Annotated in this window: 15 protein-coding genes; 8 read left to right on the top strand and 7 right to left on the bottom strand. The window is 58.6% G+C overall.

Annotated features, from left to right (window positions below):
* The first annotated feature begins 39 nt into the window (after positions 1–39).
* The 3 genes from CKALI_RS08035 (at position 40) to CKALI_RS08045 (ending at position 3275) form a co-directional block, all read left to right on the top strand.
* Complete coding sequence (locus CKALI_RS08035) at positions 40–768, top strand: putative Ig domain-containing protein (RefSeq protein ID WP_156192807.1); 729 nt, start codon at positions 40–42, stop codon at positions 766–768.
* A gap of 68 nt (positions 769–836) precedes the next feature.
* Positions 837–2288, top strand: a complete 1452-nt coding sequence (glmU, locus tag CKALI_RS08040) for a bifunctional UDP-N-acetylglucosamine diphosphorylase/glucosamine-1-phosphate N-acetyltransferase GlmU (protein ID WP_156192808.1) — start codon at positions 837–839, stop codon at positions 2286–2288.
* A gap of 9 nt (positions 2289–2297) precedes the next feature.
* Positions 2298–3275, top strand: a complete 978-nt coding sequence (locus CKALI_RS08045; RefSeq protein ID WP_156192809.1) for a ribose-phosphate diphosphokinase — start codon at positions 2298–2300, stop codon at positions 3273–3275.
* Between the two features lie 49 nt (positions 3276–3324).
* Here CKALI_RS08045 and CKALI_RS08050 read toward each other — a convergent pair whose 3' ends face one another.
* Positions 3325–4398, bottom strand: coding sequence for an alkene reductase (locus tag CKALI_RS08050; protein ID WP_156192810.1), 1074 nt, complete (start codon positions 4396–4398; stop codon positions 3325–3327).
* Positions 4399–4513: 115 nt separating this feature from the next.
* Between CKALI_RS08050 and CKALI_RS08055 the strand changes: the two genes are divergently transcribed.
* The 3 genes from CKALI_RS08055 (at position 4514) to pth (ending at position 6946) form a co-directional block, all read left to right on the top strand.
* Entirely contained in the window at positions 4514–5482 is a 969-nt protein-coding gene (locus tag CKALI_RS08055) for an LLM class flavin-dependent oxidoreductase (protein ID WP_156192811.1), read from the top strand.
* Between the two features lie 164 nt (positions 5483–5646).
* Positions 5647–6285 (top strand): 50S ribosomal protein L25/general stress protein Ctc, encoded by a 639-nt coding sequence (locus CKALI_RS08060; protein ID WP_156192812.1) that lies wholly within the window; start codon positions 5647–5649, stop codon positions 6283–6285.
* An 85-nt stretch (positions 6286–6370) separates the two neighbouring features.
* Entirely contained in the window at positions 6371–6946 is a 576-nt protein-coding gene (gene pth, locus CKALI_RS08065; protein ID WP_156192813.1) for an aminoacyl-tRNA hydrolase, read from the top strand.
* 25 nt (positions 6947–6971) lie between these two features.
* Here pth and CKALI_RS12210 read toward each other — a convergent pair whose 3' ends face one another.
* The 4 genes from CKALI_RS12210 to CKALI_RS08080 form a co-directional block, all read right to left on the bottom strand.
* The gene (locus CKALI_RS12210) at positions 6972–7145 is read right to left on the bottom strand and encodes a hypothetical protein (RefSeq protein ID WP_197079665.1); all 174 of its coding nucleotides are present in this window, start codon (positions 7143–7145) and stop codon (positions 6972–6974) included.
* Between the two features lie 12 nt (positions 7146–7157).
* Positions 7158–8615 carry an NAD(P)/FAD-dependent oxidoreductase gene (locus CKALI_RS08070; protein WP_156192814.1) on the bottom strand — a complete coding sequence of 486 codons (1458 nt, stop codon included), beginning with the start codon at positions 8613–8615 and terminating at the stop codon, positions 7158–7160.
* Between the two features lie 235 nt (positions 8616–8850).
* Positions 8851–10302 carry a glyceraldehyde-3-phosphate dehydrogenase gene (locus CKALI_RS08075; RefSeq protein WP_156192815.1) on the bottom strand — a complete coding sequence of 484 codons (1452 nt, stop codon included), beginning with the start codon at positions 10300–10302 and terminating at the stop codon, positions 8851–8853.
* A 45-nt stretch (positions 10303–10347) separates the two neighbouring features.
* A complete protein-coding gene (locus tag CKALI_RS08080; RefSeq protein ID WP_156192816.1) occupies positions 10348–11361 on the bottom strand; it encodes a nitronate monooxygenase in 1014 nt (337 codons plus the stop codon).
* A 20-nt stretch (positions 11362–11381) separates the two neighbouring features.
* Here CKALI_RS08080 and CKALI_RS08085 point away from each other — a divergent pair, with 20 nt between their 5' ends.
* Together CKALI_RS08085 and CKALI_RS08090 are read left to right on the top strand one after the other, a co-directional pair.
* Entirely contained in the window at positions 11382–13016 is a 1635-nt protein-coding gene (locus CKALI_RS08085) for a peptide chain release factor 3 (RefSeq protein WP_156192817.1), read from the top strand.
* A 151-nt stretch (positions 13017–13167) separates the two neighbouring features.
* Positions 13168–15360 (top strand): MMPL family transporter, encoded by a 2193-nt coding sequence (locus CKALI_RS08090; RefSeq protein ID WP_156192818.1) that lies wholly within the window; start codon positions 13168–13170, stop codon positions 15358–15360.
* 21 nt (positions 15361–15381) lie between these two features.
* On the opposite strand, the gene CKALI_RS08095 is transcribed toward CKALI_RS08090, so the two are convergent.
* Positions 15382–16038, bottom strand: coding sequence for a hypothetical protein (locus CKALI_RS08095; RefSeq protein ID WP_156192819.1), 657 nt, complete (start codon positions 16036–16038; stop codon positions 15382–15384).
* A gap of 18 nt (positions 16039–16056) precedes the next feature.
* A complete protein-coding gene (locus tag CKALI_RS08100) occupies positions 16057–17103 on the bottom strand; it encodes a DUF1648 domain-containing protein (protein ID WP_156192820.1) in 1047 nt (348 codons plus the stop codon).
* Positions 17104–17172: the final 69 nt, after the last annotated feature.

Here is a 17172-nt window from a genome sequence, read left to right on the forward strand (position 1 = left end):
AACTTCTCATTAGCTGTGTAAATTGGAAAGATTAGCGCAATGAAACGCATCCTTGCAGCAACCCTCGTCACTGCCTCCCTGTTCGCCGCACCAATCGCGCATGCAGAGACCGAACCAGTGGCAGCCTATTCTCAGGTTTCCATCCCACTTCCTGCAGAATTCACTCAGTACGCAAACGTTCGGGTGTCCAGACTTCCCGATGGCATGGCCTACGACTCCGCAACCAATTCCCTCGTCGGTGCCCCGACCCTCGAAGGTGCATACCAAATCCAAGTCTGGGCCAACGACGAAACCAACGCCTACACGACGATGATCCCACTGACCGTGCACGGCATTGTTGCCGGCCCGATTGCGCCAGAAGCTCCCGTCACCGTCAACGCATTCAGCCCTGCGAATATCCCCCTTGTTGCAGACTTCACCGGTTTCACCGGAGTGCAGGTTTCTGGCTTGCCTACAGGCTTGACCTACGATGCCGCAGTCAATGCACTCGTCGGCACGCCGACCCTCGCTGGGACCTACACCGCCCAGGTGTGGGCAAACAATGCCACCTCACTCGCAGTTTCAATGCCGATTGTGGTGAAAGACGGCGGCTACATGAATGAGCCCCCTCTTCCCCCGCAGGATCAGCCGACCACGTCCGTCGCTCCGGCTCCGGAAACCACCCCTGCTCCGGCTCCCGTAGGAGACTCAAAGGCGGGCATGGGCAGCAGCTTTGGCACCCTCTGGGATGCCTTGTTGAGCATTTTCCGGATCCTATTTTCCCGCTAGTCCCAACTCGGTACTTAGTCTGCGGTAAATTTGAATGAGGCCAAACTCAATCAATTGATCGGAGATCCATGACGAATCCGGTGGCGGTAGTCATCCTTGCTGCAGGTGCGGGCACCCGCATGAAATCTGCAAAGCCAAAGATGCTGCATGAAGTTGCAGGACGCACGATGCTTGCCCATGCACTGCATGCAGCAGTTGCACTCAAGCCAGAGCACCTAATCGCAGTGGTAGGACACTGTCGCGACCAGGTTGTTCCCGCTCTTGAAGCAGAGTCCGAAACTCTTGGAATGAGCGTAAAAACCGCGGTCCAGGAAGAACAAAACGGCACCGGCCACGCGGTAGCGTGCGGGCTGGAAGCTCTGCCTGCGGACTACGAAGGCACCGTTGTCGTCACTACCTCTGACGTTCCAATGCTGAGTGGCGACGTACTACAGGGACTCGTCGAAACGCACGGCGATGCCGCAGTCACCGTCTTGACCGCCCAGCTCGACGCACCTACCGGCTACGGTCGCATCGTGCGCGATGACGCTGGTGTCACCTCCATCGTGGAGGAGAAGGACGCCACTGCCGAGCAGAAGCTCATCACAGAGATCAACTCCGGCGTCTACGCCTTCGACGCAGCGCTCCTGCGCGAGGCCGTGACTCAGCTTGACACCAACAATGCTCAGGGAGAGTTTTACCTGACCGACGTGGTGGGTATCGCTCGCCGTCAGGGCAAAATCGCTCGCGGGCACATGATCGATGACGCAATGCTGATCGCTGGTGTCAACGACCGCGTCCAGCTCGCCGCTATGAACCAAGTGTTCAATGAGCGCCTGCGTGAAATCGCAATGCGCGGTGGCGCCACCCTCATCGACCCAGCTTCCACTTTCATCGACGTCGACGTCCAGATCGGCCAGGATGTTGTCATCCACCCAGGTACCCAGCTGCGCGGCAAAACCGTCATCGGCAACGGCGTTGAAATCGGCCCGGACACCACCCTCGTCAACGTCACCGTCGGCGATGGCGCTTCCGTCATCCGCACCCATGCTTTCGACTCCGAGATCGGTGCCGAAGCTACGGTCGGCCCATTCACCTACCTGCGCCCAGGCACCAAGCTTGGTGCCAAGGGCAAGCTCGGTGGCTTCGTTGAGACTAAGAACGTGCAGATTGGTACCGGCTCCAAGGTGCCACACCTGACCTACGTCGGTGATGCCACCATCGGCGAGCATTCCAACATCGGCGCATCGTCCGTCTTCGTCAATTACGACGGTGTGAACAAGCACCACACCACTGTGGGCAGCCACGTCCGCACTGGTTCCGACACCATGTTCATCGCTCCAGTGACCGTAGGCGATGGAGCTTATTCGGGTGCGGGTACAGTAATTAAAGACGATGTCCCGCCAGGAGCTCTCGTCGTTTCCGGTGGACGCCAGCGCAACATTGAGGGCTGGGTCCAGCAGAAGCGCCCGGGCACCGCTGCAGCTGAGGCGGCTGAAGCGGCTCTGCGCGAGATGAATACCACTGAGCAGGAAGGCTAGGCTGCGTCTATGACCGCACACTGGACCGAAAGCCACAAGAACCTTATGCTGTTTTCTGGGCGCGCGCACCCAGAACTCGGCGAGGCTGTGGCTGAAGAACTGGGCGTTGAGCTCACCCCGATGACCGCACGCGACTTCGCAAACGGCGAGATCTTCGTCCGTTTCGAAGAGTCTGTCCGTGGCTCCGATGCCTTCGTCATCCAGTCCCACACCCAGCCGCTGAACAAGTGGCTGATGGAACAGCTCATCATGATCGACGCTCTGAAGCGTGGCTCTGCCAAGCGCATCACCGCGATCCTGCCGTTCTACCCATACGCCCGCCAAGACAAGAAGCACCGTGGTCGCGAGCCTATCTCTGCTCGCCTGGTCGCTGACCTGCTCAAGGCTGCTGGTGCAGATCGCATCGTGTCCGTGGATCTGCACACCGATCAGATTCAGGGCTTCTTCGACGGTCCAGTCGATCACATGCACGCCATGCCGATTCTCACGGACTACATCAAGAACAACTACTCCCTCGAAAACATCTGCGTGGTCTCCCCTGACGCCGGTCGCGTGAAGGTTGCCGAGAAGTGGGCCAACATCCTTGGCGACGCCCCACTGGCATTCGTCCACAAGACCCGCTCCAGCGAGGTAGCCAACCAGGTGGTTGCCAATCGCGTTGTCGGTGATGTCGCGGGCAAGACCTGCGTGCTTCTCGACGACATGATCGACACCGGCGGCACCATCGCTGGTGCCGTCGGCGTGCTCCGCGAAGCAGGCGCTGGCGATGTCATCATCGCTTGTACCCACGGTGTCTTTTCCGACCCTGCTCGCGAGCGCCTTTCTCAGTGCGGTGCCAAGGAAGTCATCACCACCGACACACTCCCGCAGAACGGCGAGGGCTGGGACAACCTCACCGTCTTGTCGATCGCTCCACTGTTGGCTCGCACCATCAAGGAAATCTTCGAGAATGGCTCTGTGACCACTCTCTTCGAGGGCCAGGCGTAACCGACCTTAATAAGCTCCCTATCCGACTGGATAGGGAGCTTTGGCGTTACTACAAGGTTGGATAATCGGTGTAGCCGCGTGCACCGCCGGCGTAAAAGGTCGCTGGATCCGGCTCGTTAAGTGGCAGGTCCTCAGCCCAGCGGCGCACCAGATCTGGGTTCGCGATCAGCGCGCGCCCGACTACGACGGCATCAACATAGGGTTGCGCCAGCTGCTGCTCAGCCAGCGCCCGATCGGTGCCTTCCGGCGACCACACGTTGGACAACACCTTGGTGACTCCGTTCGCACGAGCTCGGACCGCGAGGTCGCTCAATGTAAGCCCTGCGGGAGCTGCGCAGATGAAAGAAACATAGGCCAAGCTCAGGTCGGCGACTGCATCGAGCAGACCACCATAAGTTTCCAGCACCTCTGTTTCGGTGATGCCCTGAGTCGGCAATCCCGGCGAGAAGCGAATGCCCACCCGCTCGGCACCGATCTCGTGGACAACAGCCCGTAGAACCTCCTCAATGAGGCGGTATCGGTTGCGTGGGGAGCCACCGTAATTGTCCATGCGCTGATTGGCGCCGTCACTCAGGAACTCGTTCAGCAGATAGCCGTTGGCTCCGTGGATTTCCACTCCGTCAGCACCCGCATCGATCGCACGCCGTGCGGCAGTACGGAACTGCTCGACGATTCGGGGGAGTTCCGAAGCTTCCAAGGCACGGGGTGTTGGGCATTCCTTGCGTTCGTTCCAATCACGAACCGCAGTGCCGGAGGCAATAGCAGATGGCGCCTCGGGGTGGTGGCCGTCTGCAAGCTCCGCATGCGTCAGACGACCAGCGTGCATGAGCTGTACGAAGATGTGCCCGCCCTGCGCGTGCACCGCATCCATGACGCGGGCCCATCCTGCCTGCTGCTCTGAGTTCTCCAGTCCCGGTTGTCCTGGGAAAGCCCGGTTCGATCCTGCCGTGAAGGTTCCCTCCGACACAATCAGACCGGCAGTGGCGCGTTGCGAGTAGTACTGCGCATGTAGTTCTGAAGGGATACCGTCGCGATCAGCGCGGCTGCGTGTCAATGGTGCCATGACCATACGGTTGGGAAGAGTAATAGCCCCGATCTGGACCGGCGCGAAGAGTTCAGTCATGCTGGTTTCAACGCCCAATGATCACCGAGTATTCCCAAACCAAAAACAATCGGAAATATCTCGCGTCTAATTTTGGTTGAAATGTCTACCAACCCACATCTGCATAGGAAATCGCATGTTATCCATTTCGGTTCTCGACCTAGTTCATGTCCACCCCGGAACTCCTATCAAAGAAGCCATCAACAATTCTGTACGCATCGCCCAAGAAGCGGAACAACAGGGTTTCCAGCGCGTCTGGTACGCAGAGCACCACAACATGCCGACCATCGCGTCTTCGGCAACGAGCGTGCTCATCGGGCACGTTGCCGATCACACGACGAAGATTCGACTCGGCTCCGGCGGTGTCATGCTGCCGAATCACTCCCCCCTCGTCATCGCAGAGCAGTTTGGTACCCTCGCCACGATCCACGGCGACCGCATTGACCTCGGGCTCGGGCGCGCTCCTGGCACCGATCAGATGACGCTGCGTGCTTTGCGACGCTCCCCGGCGGCAGCCGAGAATTTCCCAGCTGACATCGTGGAGCTCCAAGAATTCCTGGGAGACGGAACCCAGCACATCAATGCATACCCAGGTCGCGGCACCAACGTCCCGCTCTATATCCTGGGATCTTCTCTCTTCGGTGCCGAGCTGGCAGCTCGTTTGGGCCTCCCCTATGCCTTTGCCTCCCACTTCGCACCTACGCACCTTCGCCAAGTAGCCATGGTGTATCGAGACAACTACCAGCCGTCTGAGCGTCACCCGGAGCCGTACTTCATTGCGGCACTCAACGCCATCGTCAGCGAAGACGAGAATGAAGCAATCGCTGAAGCCAACGAGACCTTCGAATTGCGGGTCGAAGCCCTGGTCGGACGCAATCGGAAATTCAGCGAGGCCGACAAGCAGCTGCTGATGGTCTCGCCTGCTGCAGAGCAGGTGCGCACCATGTTGCAGTACACGGCCGTCGGCAAGCCGGACCAGGTGGCGGAGTACTTCCGAGACTTCGCCACTGAGTATCAGGCCGACGAACTCATCACTACGCTGGCTTCCCCAAGCGTCGAGGGACAGCTGCGTACACTGACTTTGCTAGGGAACGAATTGGCGTGATAATATCCGTAGGTCTCGGCGAGGGCACCTAATTTGGGCCGTTATCGACGCGATGGTTTTCACTTCAAGCCTGCGAAAACTCGACGATGACACTATCCGCGAGTTGGCCGCAGGCTTTTGCTTTGTCTGGCGGCCTTCTACAAACACTTTATTGGAGGCACATTATGTCTAACGAGGCAATTGCACTTGTTGCAGCACCACGTAAGGAGTTCGGCAAGGGTTTCGCCCGCCGCGCTCGCGTCGCAGGTCTTGTTCCTGCCGTCATCTACGCAAAGGGCTTTGAGCCACTGCACATCACCGTCGACCGCATCGAGTTCACCAAGATCGTTCGTAACCACGGTGTGAACACCGTTGTGACCGTGGACATCGAGGGTGAGAAGCAGCTTGCCATGATCAAGCACGTCGACCAGAACGTCCTGAACTGGCAGATCGACCACGCCGACCTCCTCGCCATCAAGAAGGGCGAAAAGGTTGAGGTCGAGGTTCCTGTCGTTACCGCTGGCGAGCCAGGACCTGGCACCATGCTGATCCAGGAGACCGACACCATCCGCGTCCTCGCAGACGTTATGTCCATCCCAGAGGAGATCGTCGTCTCCGTTGCTGGCAAGGTTGTTGGCGACCAGATCCTCGCAGGCGACATCGAGCTGCCTGAGGGCACCGAGCTGACCGACGAGGCAGATGTCCTCATGATCAACTTCGTTGCACCTGAAGACAACGAGGCAGAAGCCGACGAGGCTGCAGAGGCAGCTGGCGTTGTTGAAGACGCTCCAGAAGAGGCTCCTGCAGAAGAGTCCGCAGAGTAAACCTGCTGAATTTGGTAACGCAGACTATCGATTCCCTCGAGATTCGATAGTCTGCTTTTCCATTTCCAACACTAGAATGATTTGTATGTCAGACCCCTACCTCATCGTTGGCCTGGGCAATCCGGGTTCTCGTTACGAAACCACGCGTCATAACGTCGGCTTCATCGCTGTTGATCAAATCGCAGACGACCACATGGGTTCCTTCAGCAGCCATAAGAAGTCCAACTCGGACATCCTGGAGACCCGGATCGGCGATACTAAGGTGGTTCTGGCCAAGCCTCGCACCTTCATGAATCTCTCCGGCGGTCCTATCCGTGCGCTGTGTGATTTTTTCAAAGTCCCAGCCGCGAACGTCATTGTGATCCACGATGAGCTGGACCTGGACTTTGGCACCGTGCGACTCAAGAAGGGTGGCGGCGAAAACGGACACAACGGGCTACGTTCGACCAGCCAGACTTTGGGTACAAAAGACTATCTGCGCATCCGCATCGGGATCGGGCGCCCGCCGGGTCGACAGGACCCGGCGTCTTACGTGCTCAAACCGTTTTCGGCGCAGGAAGCCGCCGATCTCGGAGCGATCTGTGCGGATGCAGCAGAGGGCGCCACTTTGATTGTGTCCCATGGGCTCGAATTTGCCCAGAATACAATCCACGGCAAATAGCCCCACGGTTTCCTCACAATTCGGGCTAGTGTTTTCCGCCAAAGACCATGAGCGCGAGCCGTAGATTGCTCACCGCAAATCGGACCAGCTGAAATGGAATGCTCTTCCTGCGTTTGAGCGTGCTTTCCGTTGGCAACGGCGCGTGGTTGAGGTTGCGAATGTAGGGCTCGGTTGCTTTCTTAGGAGTGTTGTCCAACACGGTAGGATCTCCTTATTCCGGGATGAACTGCCATCCTGGCAGTCCCTTGGCTTTGTAGATGAACATGTAGTGCAGGAGAAGCTTTGTCCAGTGTCCGGACAGCCCGATTTCTCCGGTGGTGTAGCGCAGGTCTCGGCCTGACGGGTATTTGTCTTTATCGGGCACGATCGGCATCATGACCATCGATGCCGCGGATCCCGTGGTGAGTCCTGTGCCGGCGGATGCCACGCAGGCAGAACCGAGTCGGGCCATTGAGGCCGTGTGCAGCTTCGCGTCCGGCCCCTTTGTGATGCGCTCAACAATGGAAAGCGCTGCGGCTTTACCCATTTCACCGGAGGGCTGGCCGGTGCGTGGTGGCGCAGGTGCGATTAGCGTGCCGTTTGGTGTGGTCCTTGGCTCGGATATTTGGTGCGGGGGCGCAAAGGCAATGCCGACGGCCCAGATGTTGTCATACGCTGCGGCGAGGCAGGTCTCTGGCCAGTCTGAGGCCTTCCACTCTGAGTAAGGCTTCTTGCTGTAGTCTGCATCGACTTTCATGAAGCCGTTGGGTGCAAAGAGCCGCTCGGAAATGTCCGAGCCATCTGGGGCGTGCGCGGTGAGGGGCACTCCTCCGAATGGTGGCAGGAGCATCGCGAAGTTGAACTCAAGGTCGTGAAAAGTACCGTCGAGGGTCTCAAAGTGCACAACACCATCTTTGACTTCATGGACATGCGCGCCTGTGATGGCTTCCACCCCTCGTTCGCGGAACAGGGATTCGGTCCAAATTTTCGAGGTGGTTTCGTAGCCTTCCTGCTTGAATACCATGCCCCCGACACCGAAGTCGCCGAGTTCCGGTTCGTTAGTAAGGTATATCAACCGAGCCTTGTCCCGCACACCGGCGGCACGGAGTTCGTGTTCGACGTTGAAGGCGTACTCAAAGGCTGCACCCTCACAAGTACAGGTTCCGTGACCAGTGCCTACGATGAGAGTTTGTGGGTTCCCCTTCTTCAACTCACGAATGGTGTCCGCAAGCCCCTGAGCTGCTGCGACTGCATGTTCTGCTGTACAGACAGAGAGGGAGTGTCCACCTTCTGGCCCGAGTCCTTTAGTTAGGTCAAACCGCAACTGTGGTCCAGTGGCATTAATGAGGTAGTCGTAGCGGATCCGTTTCTGTTCACCGCTACGCGCTTTATCGGTGCAGACGATGTCCACAGCTGGCCTAGAGTCTGCTTCATCGCCTTCAGGCCAAAGCGCAGTCGCCCGCGCTTGTTCGAAGCGAATTCCCTTCTTGCGGTACACGGGTCCTAGCGGAAACAGCACCTTCTTTTTGTCCATGCGTCCCACGCCGACCCAAATGTTGCTTGGGATCCAGTTCCAGTCGGCGTTCGGCGAAACCACCGTGATGGTGTGTCCCTCAGGTAGTAACCTGCTGAGATGCAGCGCAGCGGTATGGCCCGAGACGCCCGCCCCTAATATGACGATGTCAGACATCCTTGAACTCCTTGTCTTTTGGTTCCATCCCCAAGCTACGTCCAAAGAGTTGAAAATTATTATCAAATGACCCAGTTCACATGATTTAAGCCCCTTTGTATGGTTAGGCGATAGTTCCACGTTCAACTAATTGATTGAATGTCTACCCGATTAAAGGGGCAAAAGCCCGCCAATCAGATGTCCTCCCCTGCGGGAGGAAACCATCCGAATGACGGGCTTTAAGGAGCGTGGTTGATTAGACCTCGGTCAGCTCAAGGCGCATTGGGCGAACCTTGGGACGCGCGCCGGCCATCTCTTCGACGATGCGGATGACCTGGTTAGAGTAGCCAAACTCGTTGTCGTACCAGACGTAAAGCACGAGCTGCTTGCCCTTGGCGATGGTAGCCAGGCCGTCGACAACACCTGCGTGGGTGGAGCCGACGAAGTCGGTGGAGACAACCTCAGGGGACTTGATGTAGTCGATCTGCTGACGCAGCTCGGACACCAGGGAAACCTGACGGATGTAGTCGTTGACGTCTTCTACCGTCACGTCGTTGACCATGTTCAGGTTGAGCACAGCCATGGACACGTCTGGGGTCGGAACGCGGATGGAGGAACCGGTGAGCTTGCCCTCGAACTGTGGCAGCGCCTTGGATACGGCCTTGGCGGCGCCGGTTTCGGTGATGACCATGTTCAGGGTGGCAGCGCGGCCACGACGAGCGCCCTTGTGGAAGTTGTCGATGAGGTTCTGGTCATTGGTAAAGGAGTGGACCGTCTCGACGTGACCGTAGTTCACGCCCCACTTCTCGTCCAGAACCTTAAGCACTGGGGTGATGGCGTTCGTGGTGCAGGACGCAGCGGAGAGGATCTGGTCCTCAGGGGTGATGTCCTTCTGGTTCACGCCGTAAACAACGTTCTTGATATCACCCTTGCCTGGTGCGGTGAGCAGCACACGAGCGACGCCCTTGGACTTCAGGTGCTGCTCGAGGCCTGCACGATCGCGCCAGCGACCAGTGTTGTCCACGACGATGGCATCGTTGATGCCGTACTCGGTGTAGTCGACGGTGGCTGGGTCGGAGGAGTAGATGACCTGGATTGGGGTGCCGTTGGCCCAGATGATGTTCTTTTCTTCGTCAACGGTGATCGAGCCTTCAAAAGCGCCGTGGACGGAGTCGCGGCGCAGCAGCGAGGCGCGCTTCTCCAGATCCTGGTCACCGTTCTTGCGGACGACGATGGCGCGCAGGCGTGGGCCGTTGTACATGGCCTGGCGAGCCAGCAGGATGCGGGCGAGCAGGCGGCCGATGCGGCCGAAGCCGTAGAGCACAATGTCGGTCTGCGGGGTCTTGTCGGCGGTGCCGATGACGTCGTCAAGCTCGCGGTCAAGGAAGGTGCGCAGGTCGCCACCTTCAGCTTCGAACTTGGTGGCCAGGGCGCCGAGGTCGATGGAGACGGTACCGAGGTCCATCTTCACCAGCTCCTCCAGGATTGGCAGGGTCTGGGAAAGCGGAAGCTCGTGCTCGGTGATGCGACGAGCGTAGCGGTGCGACTTGATGATGTCGATCTCCGTCGCAGTCACCAGCAGACGACCAAAAATAGACACGACCACGTTGTTTTCGCGGCGCAACTTGCCGATCAACGGGATCATCTTCTCAGCGAGCTCTACGCGCTCGTTCCAGTCTGCCTGCGAAATCGGGGTCTGCTCCGACATGTGGTCCTCCACGGTAAATGGTTCAAATGACATACACTTTCGAATTTACAGGGTTTTGGTATTCATTTCTCGATCCCCCTCACACAGGGCAGAAACAATCTCCGCCACTGACCCCGAAAAGGCGTGTTTTACCTGCGTACCAGCCCAAGCAGCCACATAGTTTGTGTCAGAGGTTACGCTGCGGATGGGCTTCATCAAGGTGTTCACATGGGGGTAAACTGCGGGGGCATCGGCGTGATCGCACATGAACTGCGTTTCGATGCCCCTCGCGATGCGCCCGGAAAACGCACGCGTGGTGGCGGTACGCCCTCCCCTAGCTACCTGCGCGCGATGCAGTTCGGATGTCCCGGCTTCGTCCGCCAACAGGAAGGCGGTGCCGCAAGCGACGGCATCCGCGTATTCCAACGCTTGAGCAACTGCGAAAGCGTTGGTTAGCCCGCCCGCTGCCACAACTGGCTTATCGACGTCCAGAGCCCCCAACAACTCCAGCAGTGGCCGCGCGTCAGGTTCTTCTTCCACTGTCAGCGTCGACCGGTGTCCGCCGGCCTCAGGTCCCTGCACTACGAGGACATCGGCACCTCGCTCGGCAGCCTCGCGAGCATCAGCGGGGTTAGTTACCGTCATCCATACTTCAATGCCGCATTCGTGTAGCCGATCTACTTCGTCAACTGTGAAGAGGCCGAATGTGCAGCTCACTACAGCTGGGCGGAGTTCGCACATTACATCCAGCTTGGCTGCGAAGGCATCCGAAGGATCAGCGGAGGCATAATCCGGCACCGAAGCTTCATGAGCTTCGAACACTGGGGCTAGTTCCTCTGCATAAGCCGCAACCGGAGCCAAGTCTGCCGCCGGGGCCTGCGGATAGAACAGGTTCACGCCGTATCGCTCGCAGGTCACGGCTTCCATTTGTTCCCGGAGTTTTTCGGGGCTCAAGTAGCCAGCTGCGAGGAAACCGAAGCCGCCTTCGCTGGCGATGGCGTCGACAAGCGCGGGTGTCGAGGGACCGCCAGCCATGGGAGCTGCGATGATGGGCGCGGACAGTTGGGCTAGAACAGTCATGCGAGCTATTCTTATACCCCATGAGTTCCATTGCAACCGAGGCCTCCCGCCGCCGTACCTTCGCCGTGATCGCACACCCTGACGCTGGTAAGTCCACGCTGACGGAGGCGCTGGCGCTGCACGCCCACGTGATCACCGAGGCGGGCGCGGTCCACGGCAAGGCAGGCCGCAAGTCCACTGTGTCTGACTGGATGGACATGGAAAAGGAACGTGGCATTTCCATCGGATCCTCGGCGTTGCAGTTTGAGTACGCCCCCGAAGGCCACGAGGGCGAGCCATACATGATCAACCTGGTGGACACCCCAGGTCACGCGGACTTCTCCGAAGACACCTACCGCGTGCTCACCGCCGTCGACGCCGCTGTCATGCTCGTCGATGCCTCCAAAGGCCTCGAGCCACAGACCTTGAAACTATTTAAGGTGTGTAAGGCACGTGGTCTACCGATCGTCACGGTGATCAATAAGTGGGACCGCGTGGGACGCTCGCCGCTGGAGCTGGTGGACGAAATCGTCACCGAAATCCAGCTGCAGCCGACGCCGATGTTCTGGCCGGTGGGCGAGGCGGGCGACTTCCGCGGACTGGCTCGAATCACTGAAGACGGAGAAGTGGACGAATACATCCACTTCTTGCGCACCGCTGGCGGCTCAACCATCGCTCCAGAGGAGCACTACTCTCCCGACGAAGCTGCTGCTCGCGAAGGCGATGTGTGGAATACCACCGTTGAAGAGGTCGAGCTGATGACAATGGACGGCGCGGTCCACGATCAAGAGCTCTTTGAAAATTGCACCACCTCGCCGACCATCTTTGCCTCCGCAATGCTGAACTTCGGTGTCCACCAAATTCTGGATACGCTGTGTTTGCTGGCACCATCACCACGAGGGCGTGCTTCAGACCCCAAGGCCATTGAGACTGCCACTGGCACTTTCGACGAAAGTCGTGATATTGAGGATGACTTCTCCGGCGTCGTGTTCAAGGTCCAGGCTGGCATGGACAAGAACCACCGCGACAACCTTGCGTTTATGCGCGTCGTTTCCGGCGAGTTCGATCGTGGCATGCAAGTCACGCATGCACAATCGGGCCGAAGCTTCTCCACCAAGTACGCTCTAACCGTCTTCGGCCGCACCCGCTCCACCGTCGAATCCGCCTTCCCCGGTGACATCGTCGGCCTGGTCAACGCCGGATCTCTCGCGCCTGGCGACACCATCTTCGAAGGCAATAAGGTTCAGTTCCCACCAATGCCACAGTTCGCGCCGGAGCACTTCCGCACGCTGCGCGCCAAGTCGCTGGGCAAGTACAAGCAGTTCCGCAAGGCACTCGACCAGCTCGCCGCCGAAGGCGTGGTTCAGATTCTGCGCAACGACCTGCGTGGCGATGCCGCCCCGGTCATGGCCGCCGTCGGCCCCATGCAGTTCGAAGTCATGCAAGCGCGCATGGAAAACGAATACAACGTGGAAACCGTCACCGAAGCCATCCCATACTCCGTCGCCCGACGCACCGACGCGGAATCCGCGCCCGAACTCGGCCGTCAACGTGGCGTGGAAATCTTCACCCGCACCGATGGTGAACTCATCGCTTTGTTTGGCGACAAGTGGAAGCTCGCGTTCATCGAGAAAGAGCACCCCGAGCTCACCATGGAGCCGTTGGTAGCCGACTAGGAATGCGACTCCTGCCTGGGACTATTCAGTTCGGTTTTATGCCAAGATTGGGCTGGATTTATCCCACTATTCCCCATTCAGCATCGCAATTCTGAACAGGGTATCCTTACTTGGTTATCTAAACTTTAGAGCTTAAGGATTACTATTAGGGATGTCGGGGCTGTTGTTCTCGCTTGGCCAGGCCGTGTATCGGCGTTGGTGGATTCCGCTCCTCACGTGGGTACTCGTTTTCGCTGGTGCTGCGGCGCTCGCGGCTGCGTACTCCACTCCGCTTTCTCGTGAGTTTTCGATCCCCGACCTGCCGAGTCTGACAACCCGCGCGCTCATGGACGAGCGCTTCCCCCCTGTCCCGCAAGGCGAGATGTTGCCCGTCGGGAAAGTTGTGGTGCAGGTGCCGGAAGGCGAAACGCTCTCTGATCCGGACAACTACGCCATGCTGCAGGAGTTGATCTCCAAACTGGAGGAGCACCCTGCGGCAGCTCCAGACCAAGACATTAAAGACCCAATGGAGGCGCACAAGGAGCTGCGCGAACGCATCTATCGGGAAGAGTCAGAGTTCGATTTCCCGACGAGCGTCATTGAGGGAGATGTTCGCGCTGTCAGCCCGCTGAACGCCACGCAGGATACCGGCATCTTAGAGGTTCAATTCCGCGTTGACGAAGGCGGTCGGGTGCCGCTGGAAGAGCTGAACTCAGCCGCGAAGCTCATCAACGACTTCAACAACCCCGATTTCCAGGTGTCCTATTTCGGGCAAGCTTTCACCGGGATGGACAAGCTGTCCATGGGAGCTGAGCTGCTCGGCCTGCTTGTTGCTCTGTTAGTCCTAATGCTTACCTTCGGATCTCTCGTCGCAGCAGGCATGCCTATCGTTTCGGCATTGAGTGGTATCGCCATTAGTATGGCCGGCATCCTGCTCAGCACGCATTTCTCAGATGCTGTGAACTTCTTGGCCCCGACATTTGCGGTAATGATCGGCCTGGCTGTCGGCATTGACTATTCTTTGTTCATCCTGGCTCGTTTCCGCAATGAAATCGAAAAGAATCCGGATCGCCCGCGTGCGGAATCAATGGGCATCGCGATCTCCACAGCTGGGCACTCAGTGTGTTTCGCTGGTCTCACTGTCATCATTGCCCTGGTATCCCTGACCATTTTCCACATCCCATTCCTCACCGCCTTGGCTCACGCGGCCGCCGGAACGGTGACGCTAGCGGTGCTGCTAGCGCTGACTCTGTTGCCGGCACTGGCAGGCCTCACAGGCAAACGACTGTTTCCTCGCCCTCGCAAGAAGAGCCTGCAATCATCCTCCTTTGCGCGCTGGTGGGTGAAGATGCTCAAGTTGCACCCGGCTGTCATCTTGGTGCCCACGGTGATTTTCTTAGTTCTCTGTGCAGCTCCGGCAAAGGACCTCCAGGTAGCCATGCCGACTGATTCCTCAGCACCTCTCGGCTCGCACACCCGTACCTCCGCCGACCTGATCGAATCCGGCTTCGGCCCCGGCCGCAACTACCCGCTCGCAGCAGTGGTTGATGCTGCGCAAGTCAGCGAAGGCGACCGCAAGAAGGTGATCTTCAAGGCAGCTCAGGAGATGAGCAAGATCGAGGGTGTCTCCCACGTCCAGCCGATCCGCGCCACCGACAGCCTGGATACGGTAGAGCTCCTCATCACCACCGACTACACCGCTACCGACAAGGGAGCGGCGCAAACCGTAGCGCGGCTGCGGGAGCACGCTGCTGGGGTGGAGGCGTCGACAAGCTTGAGCTACGGCATCACCGGCATGACCCCCGTGTTCATCGACCTCTCCAACCGCCTCACCGACGCGCTGCTGCCCTACATTGCGCTCGTGTTGGTGCTCGCGATCATCGTGCTCGCCGCAGTGTTTCGCACGCTGTGGGTGCCAATCATCGCCACAGCCGGTTTCGTGCTGTCCATTGGCGCGACGTTCGGGGTCACCGTGGCGCTGTTCCAGCAGGGCAAGTTCGGGCTTGTCGACGACCCACAGCCCCTGGTCTCATTCCTGCCGATCATCCTGATTGGGCTCGTATTTGGCCTGGCCATGGACTACCACGTGTTCCTCGTGTCACGGATGCGTGAGGCGTGGCTGAACGGCAAGAGCGCCAGTGACGCCATTAACAGCGGTTTCCAGCACAGTGCTCGCGTCGTGTCCGCGGCAGCGCTCATCATGATCGCCGTGTTCGCATCATTCCTGGTTCATGATGCTGTCTTTATCAAGACGCTGGGATTCGCCCTAGCTACGGCGGTATTCTTCGACGCTTTCCTCGTCCGCATGACCATCATCCCGGCAATCCTGTTCATGCTCGGTGAGAGGTCGTTCAGCCGCAAGTGAAATATTGCATCTGGGGCTGCGTCAAACGAGGTGTGCGATGCCCATGATCGTAAGAATCAATGACACTCCATAACCAGCGATGGGGGTCAAGATTTCCGTATTGTTTCGAGCCCATTCGAAACCGCGGCCAGCTGGGCTGTTCGGGAAGGCTCGAACAAAGCCGATGAGCACTGCGGTGAGGAACGGCAGGCTGAGCGCCAGCGTAGCGTAGAGAAACAGCGCTGTGTAGCGGAATCCGACGCTAAATCCTCCAGCACTCAGGTACGCTAAACCGGCAAAGAACGGCACCGAAGTGGCCGACTGCACCACGCCGAGAACGAAGCCCGTGGCTGCGGTTTTCCACGTGGGCACCTGCAGCGGCTGCATGATCTTATTCACCAGCGCGGTGTTGTCTCCGCCGCGAAACGTCATGACGGCTCCGAGCACACCTACCGCGATGAGGATAATGCCAAACACAGGCGATTCCAGCGCCGCCTGGACTTTATCTTTGATCAGGTCGAACACGGCCAGGGTGGGGATGGACAGCAGGAACACGCCCAACCAGTCGCCGCCGACGAGGAGCGCCGCGATGCGTCGATAAGCAGCGCGTGGGGGAAGCAGCACGCCGATCGTCACGATCACGCCGATGAGCAGGACGTTAATTGAGTCCATCAGCGCGAAGCTGACCGCATGCCACATGTGCCCCTCCTTGGTTGTTTAGAGAAACAGTAGCAGCAGCGGGGCGACCAGCAGGACAACGACGGCGACCGCGAAGATCTTGCCCGGCGCGTGGGCATAGTTGAAGTCGACTCCGAGTCCGTCGCGCTTATCCACGACGCGAGCTGGGTCATTAGGGTTGTTGTAAAACATCCCACCTTTGTAGAACTGATCATCATCACGGTAATTGAACTGGGGTCTTAATCCCCCACGCGCCTTGTCCGCTTTGACCATGATGTACGCGATCATGCCGATGGTACCGCCGATCGAGGCCGCCAGCGTTCCGATAAGTGCCAAGGTTCCAGCGGATTGCCAAGCTGGCAGCACTATAGATAGTTGCATCAGACTCAAGCACACGACCAATGCACATGTGAACCATCCAAGGGCAGTGGCCGCTGCAGAAATTACGGCGCCCGTGGCCTTTTTACCCGCCTCACTCGGATCAGTGCGAGCGTAAATCTTTAGTTTTAGGAACGGCAGGACGCTGCCGGCCATCAACACCAGCAGTCCGAAATTGAGGAAAGTCAGTCCGAATACTCCCAACACGGACTTGTCAGACCAAGCATCGGGCTCCCAGTTGCCGGAAAAGTGCGTAGCAAAGCGCTCCGGAATGTTGGCCCATCGGGCTGCGACGTAGGCAGCGGTTACCGCGATTACGAGCAGACCGAGCCAATAGCCGAGCAGAGAGACCGGTGGCACCTCGATGAGGTTTTCAGCATCATCTGTCACCGAGCCAGTAGGCTCGCCATGAAACTCCTGTGGGCGGACTTTGCTCCGACCATGGAACCAAAGGAACAACGTCAGAGGCAGCGCCAGTAATCCGAGTAAGGCTCCTGCCCCGATATCCAGGGCGAGTGTCAGTATGAATGCCGCAACGGCCGCAAGTTCAAGGGCACGAGTGAAGGGGCGGAATACCGCTCGCCTATCGAAGTCCTCCGAGACTCGATATCCAAAGGCGGTAGTCCGTGGAGCCAATCGGGTGAGCAACGTGCCCGACCAAAACACCAACGCATTCATCAGCGCGATGAAGATTAATTCAAAGGTCAACGCCGATTCTCCACATCTGACTTTAGGTACTTGAGCTGGCCAAGGATCTCCGCTAATTCGAACACTCCC

This window comes from Corynebacterium kalinowskii, from assembly GCF_009734385.1.
GTDB lineage: Bacteria > Actinomycetota > Actinomycetes > Mycobacteriales > Mycobacteriaceae > Corynebacterium > Corynebacterium kalinowskii.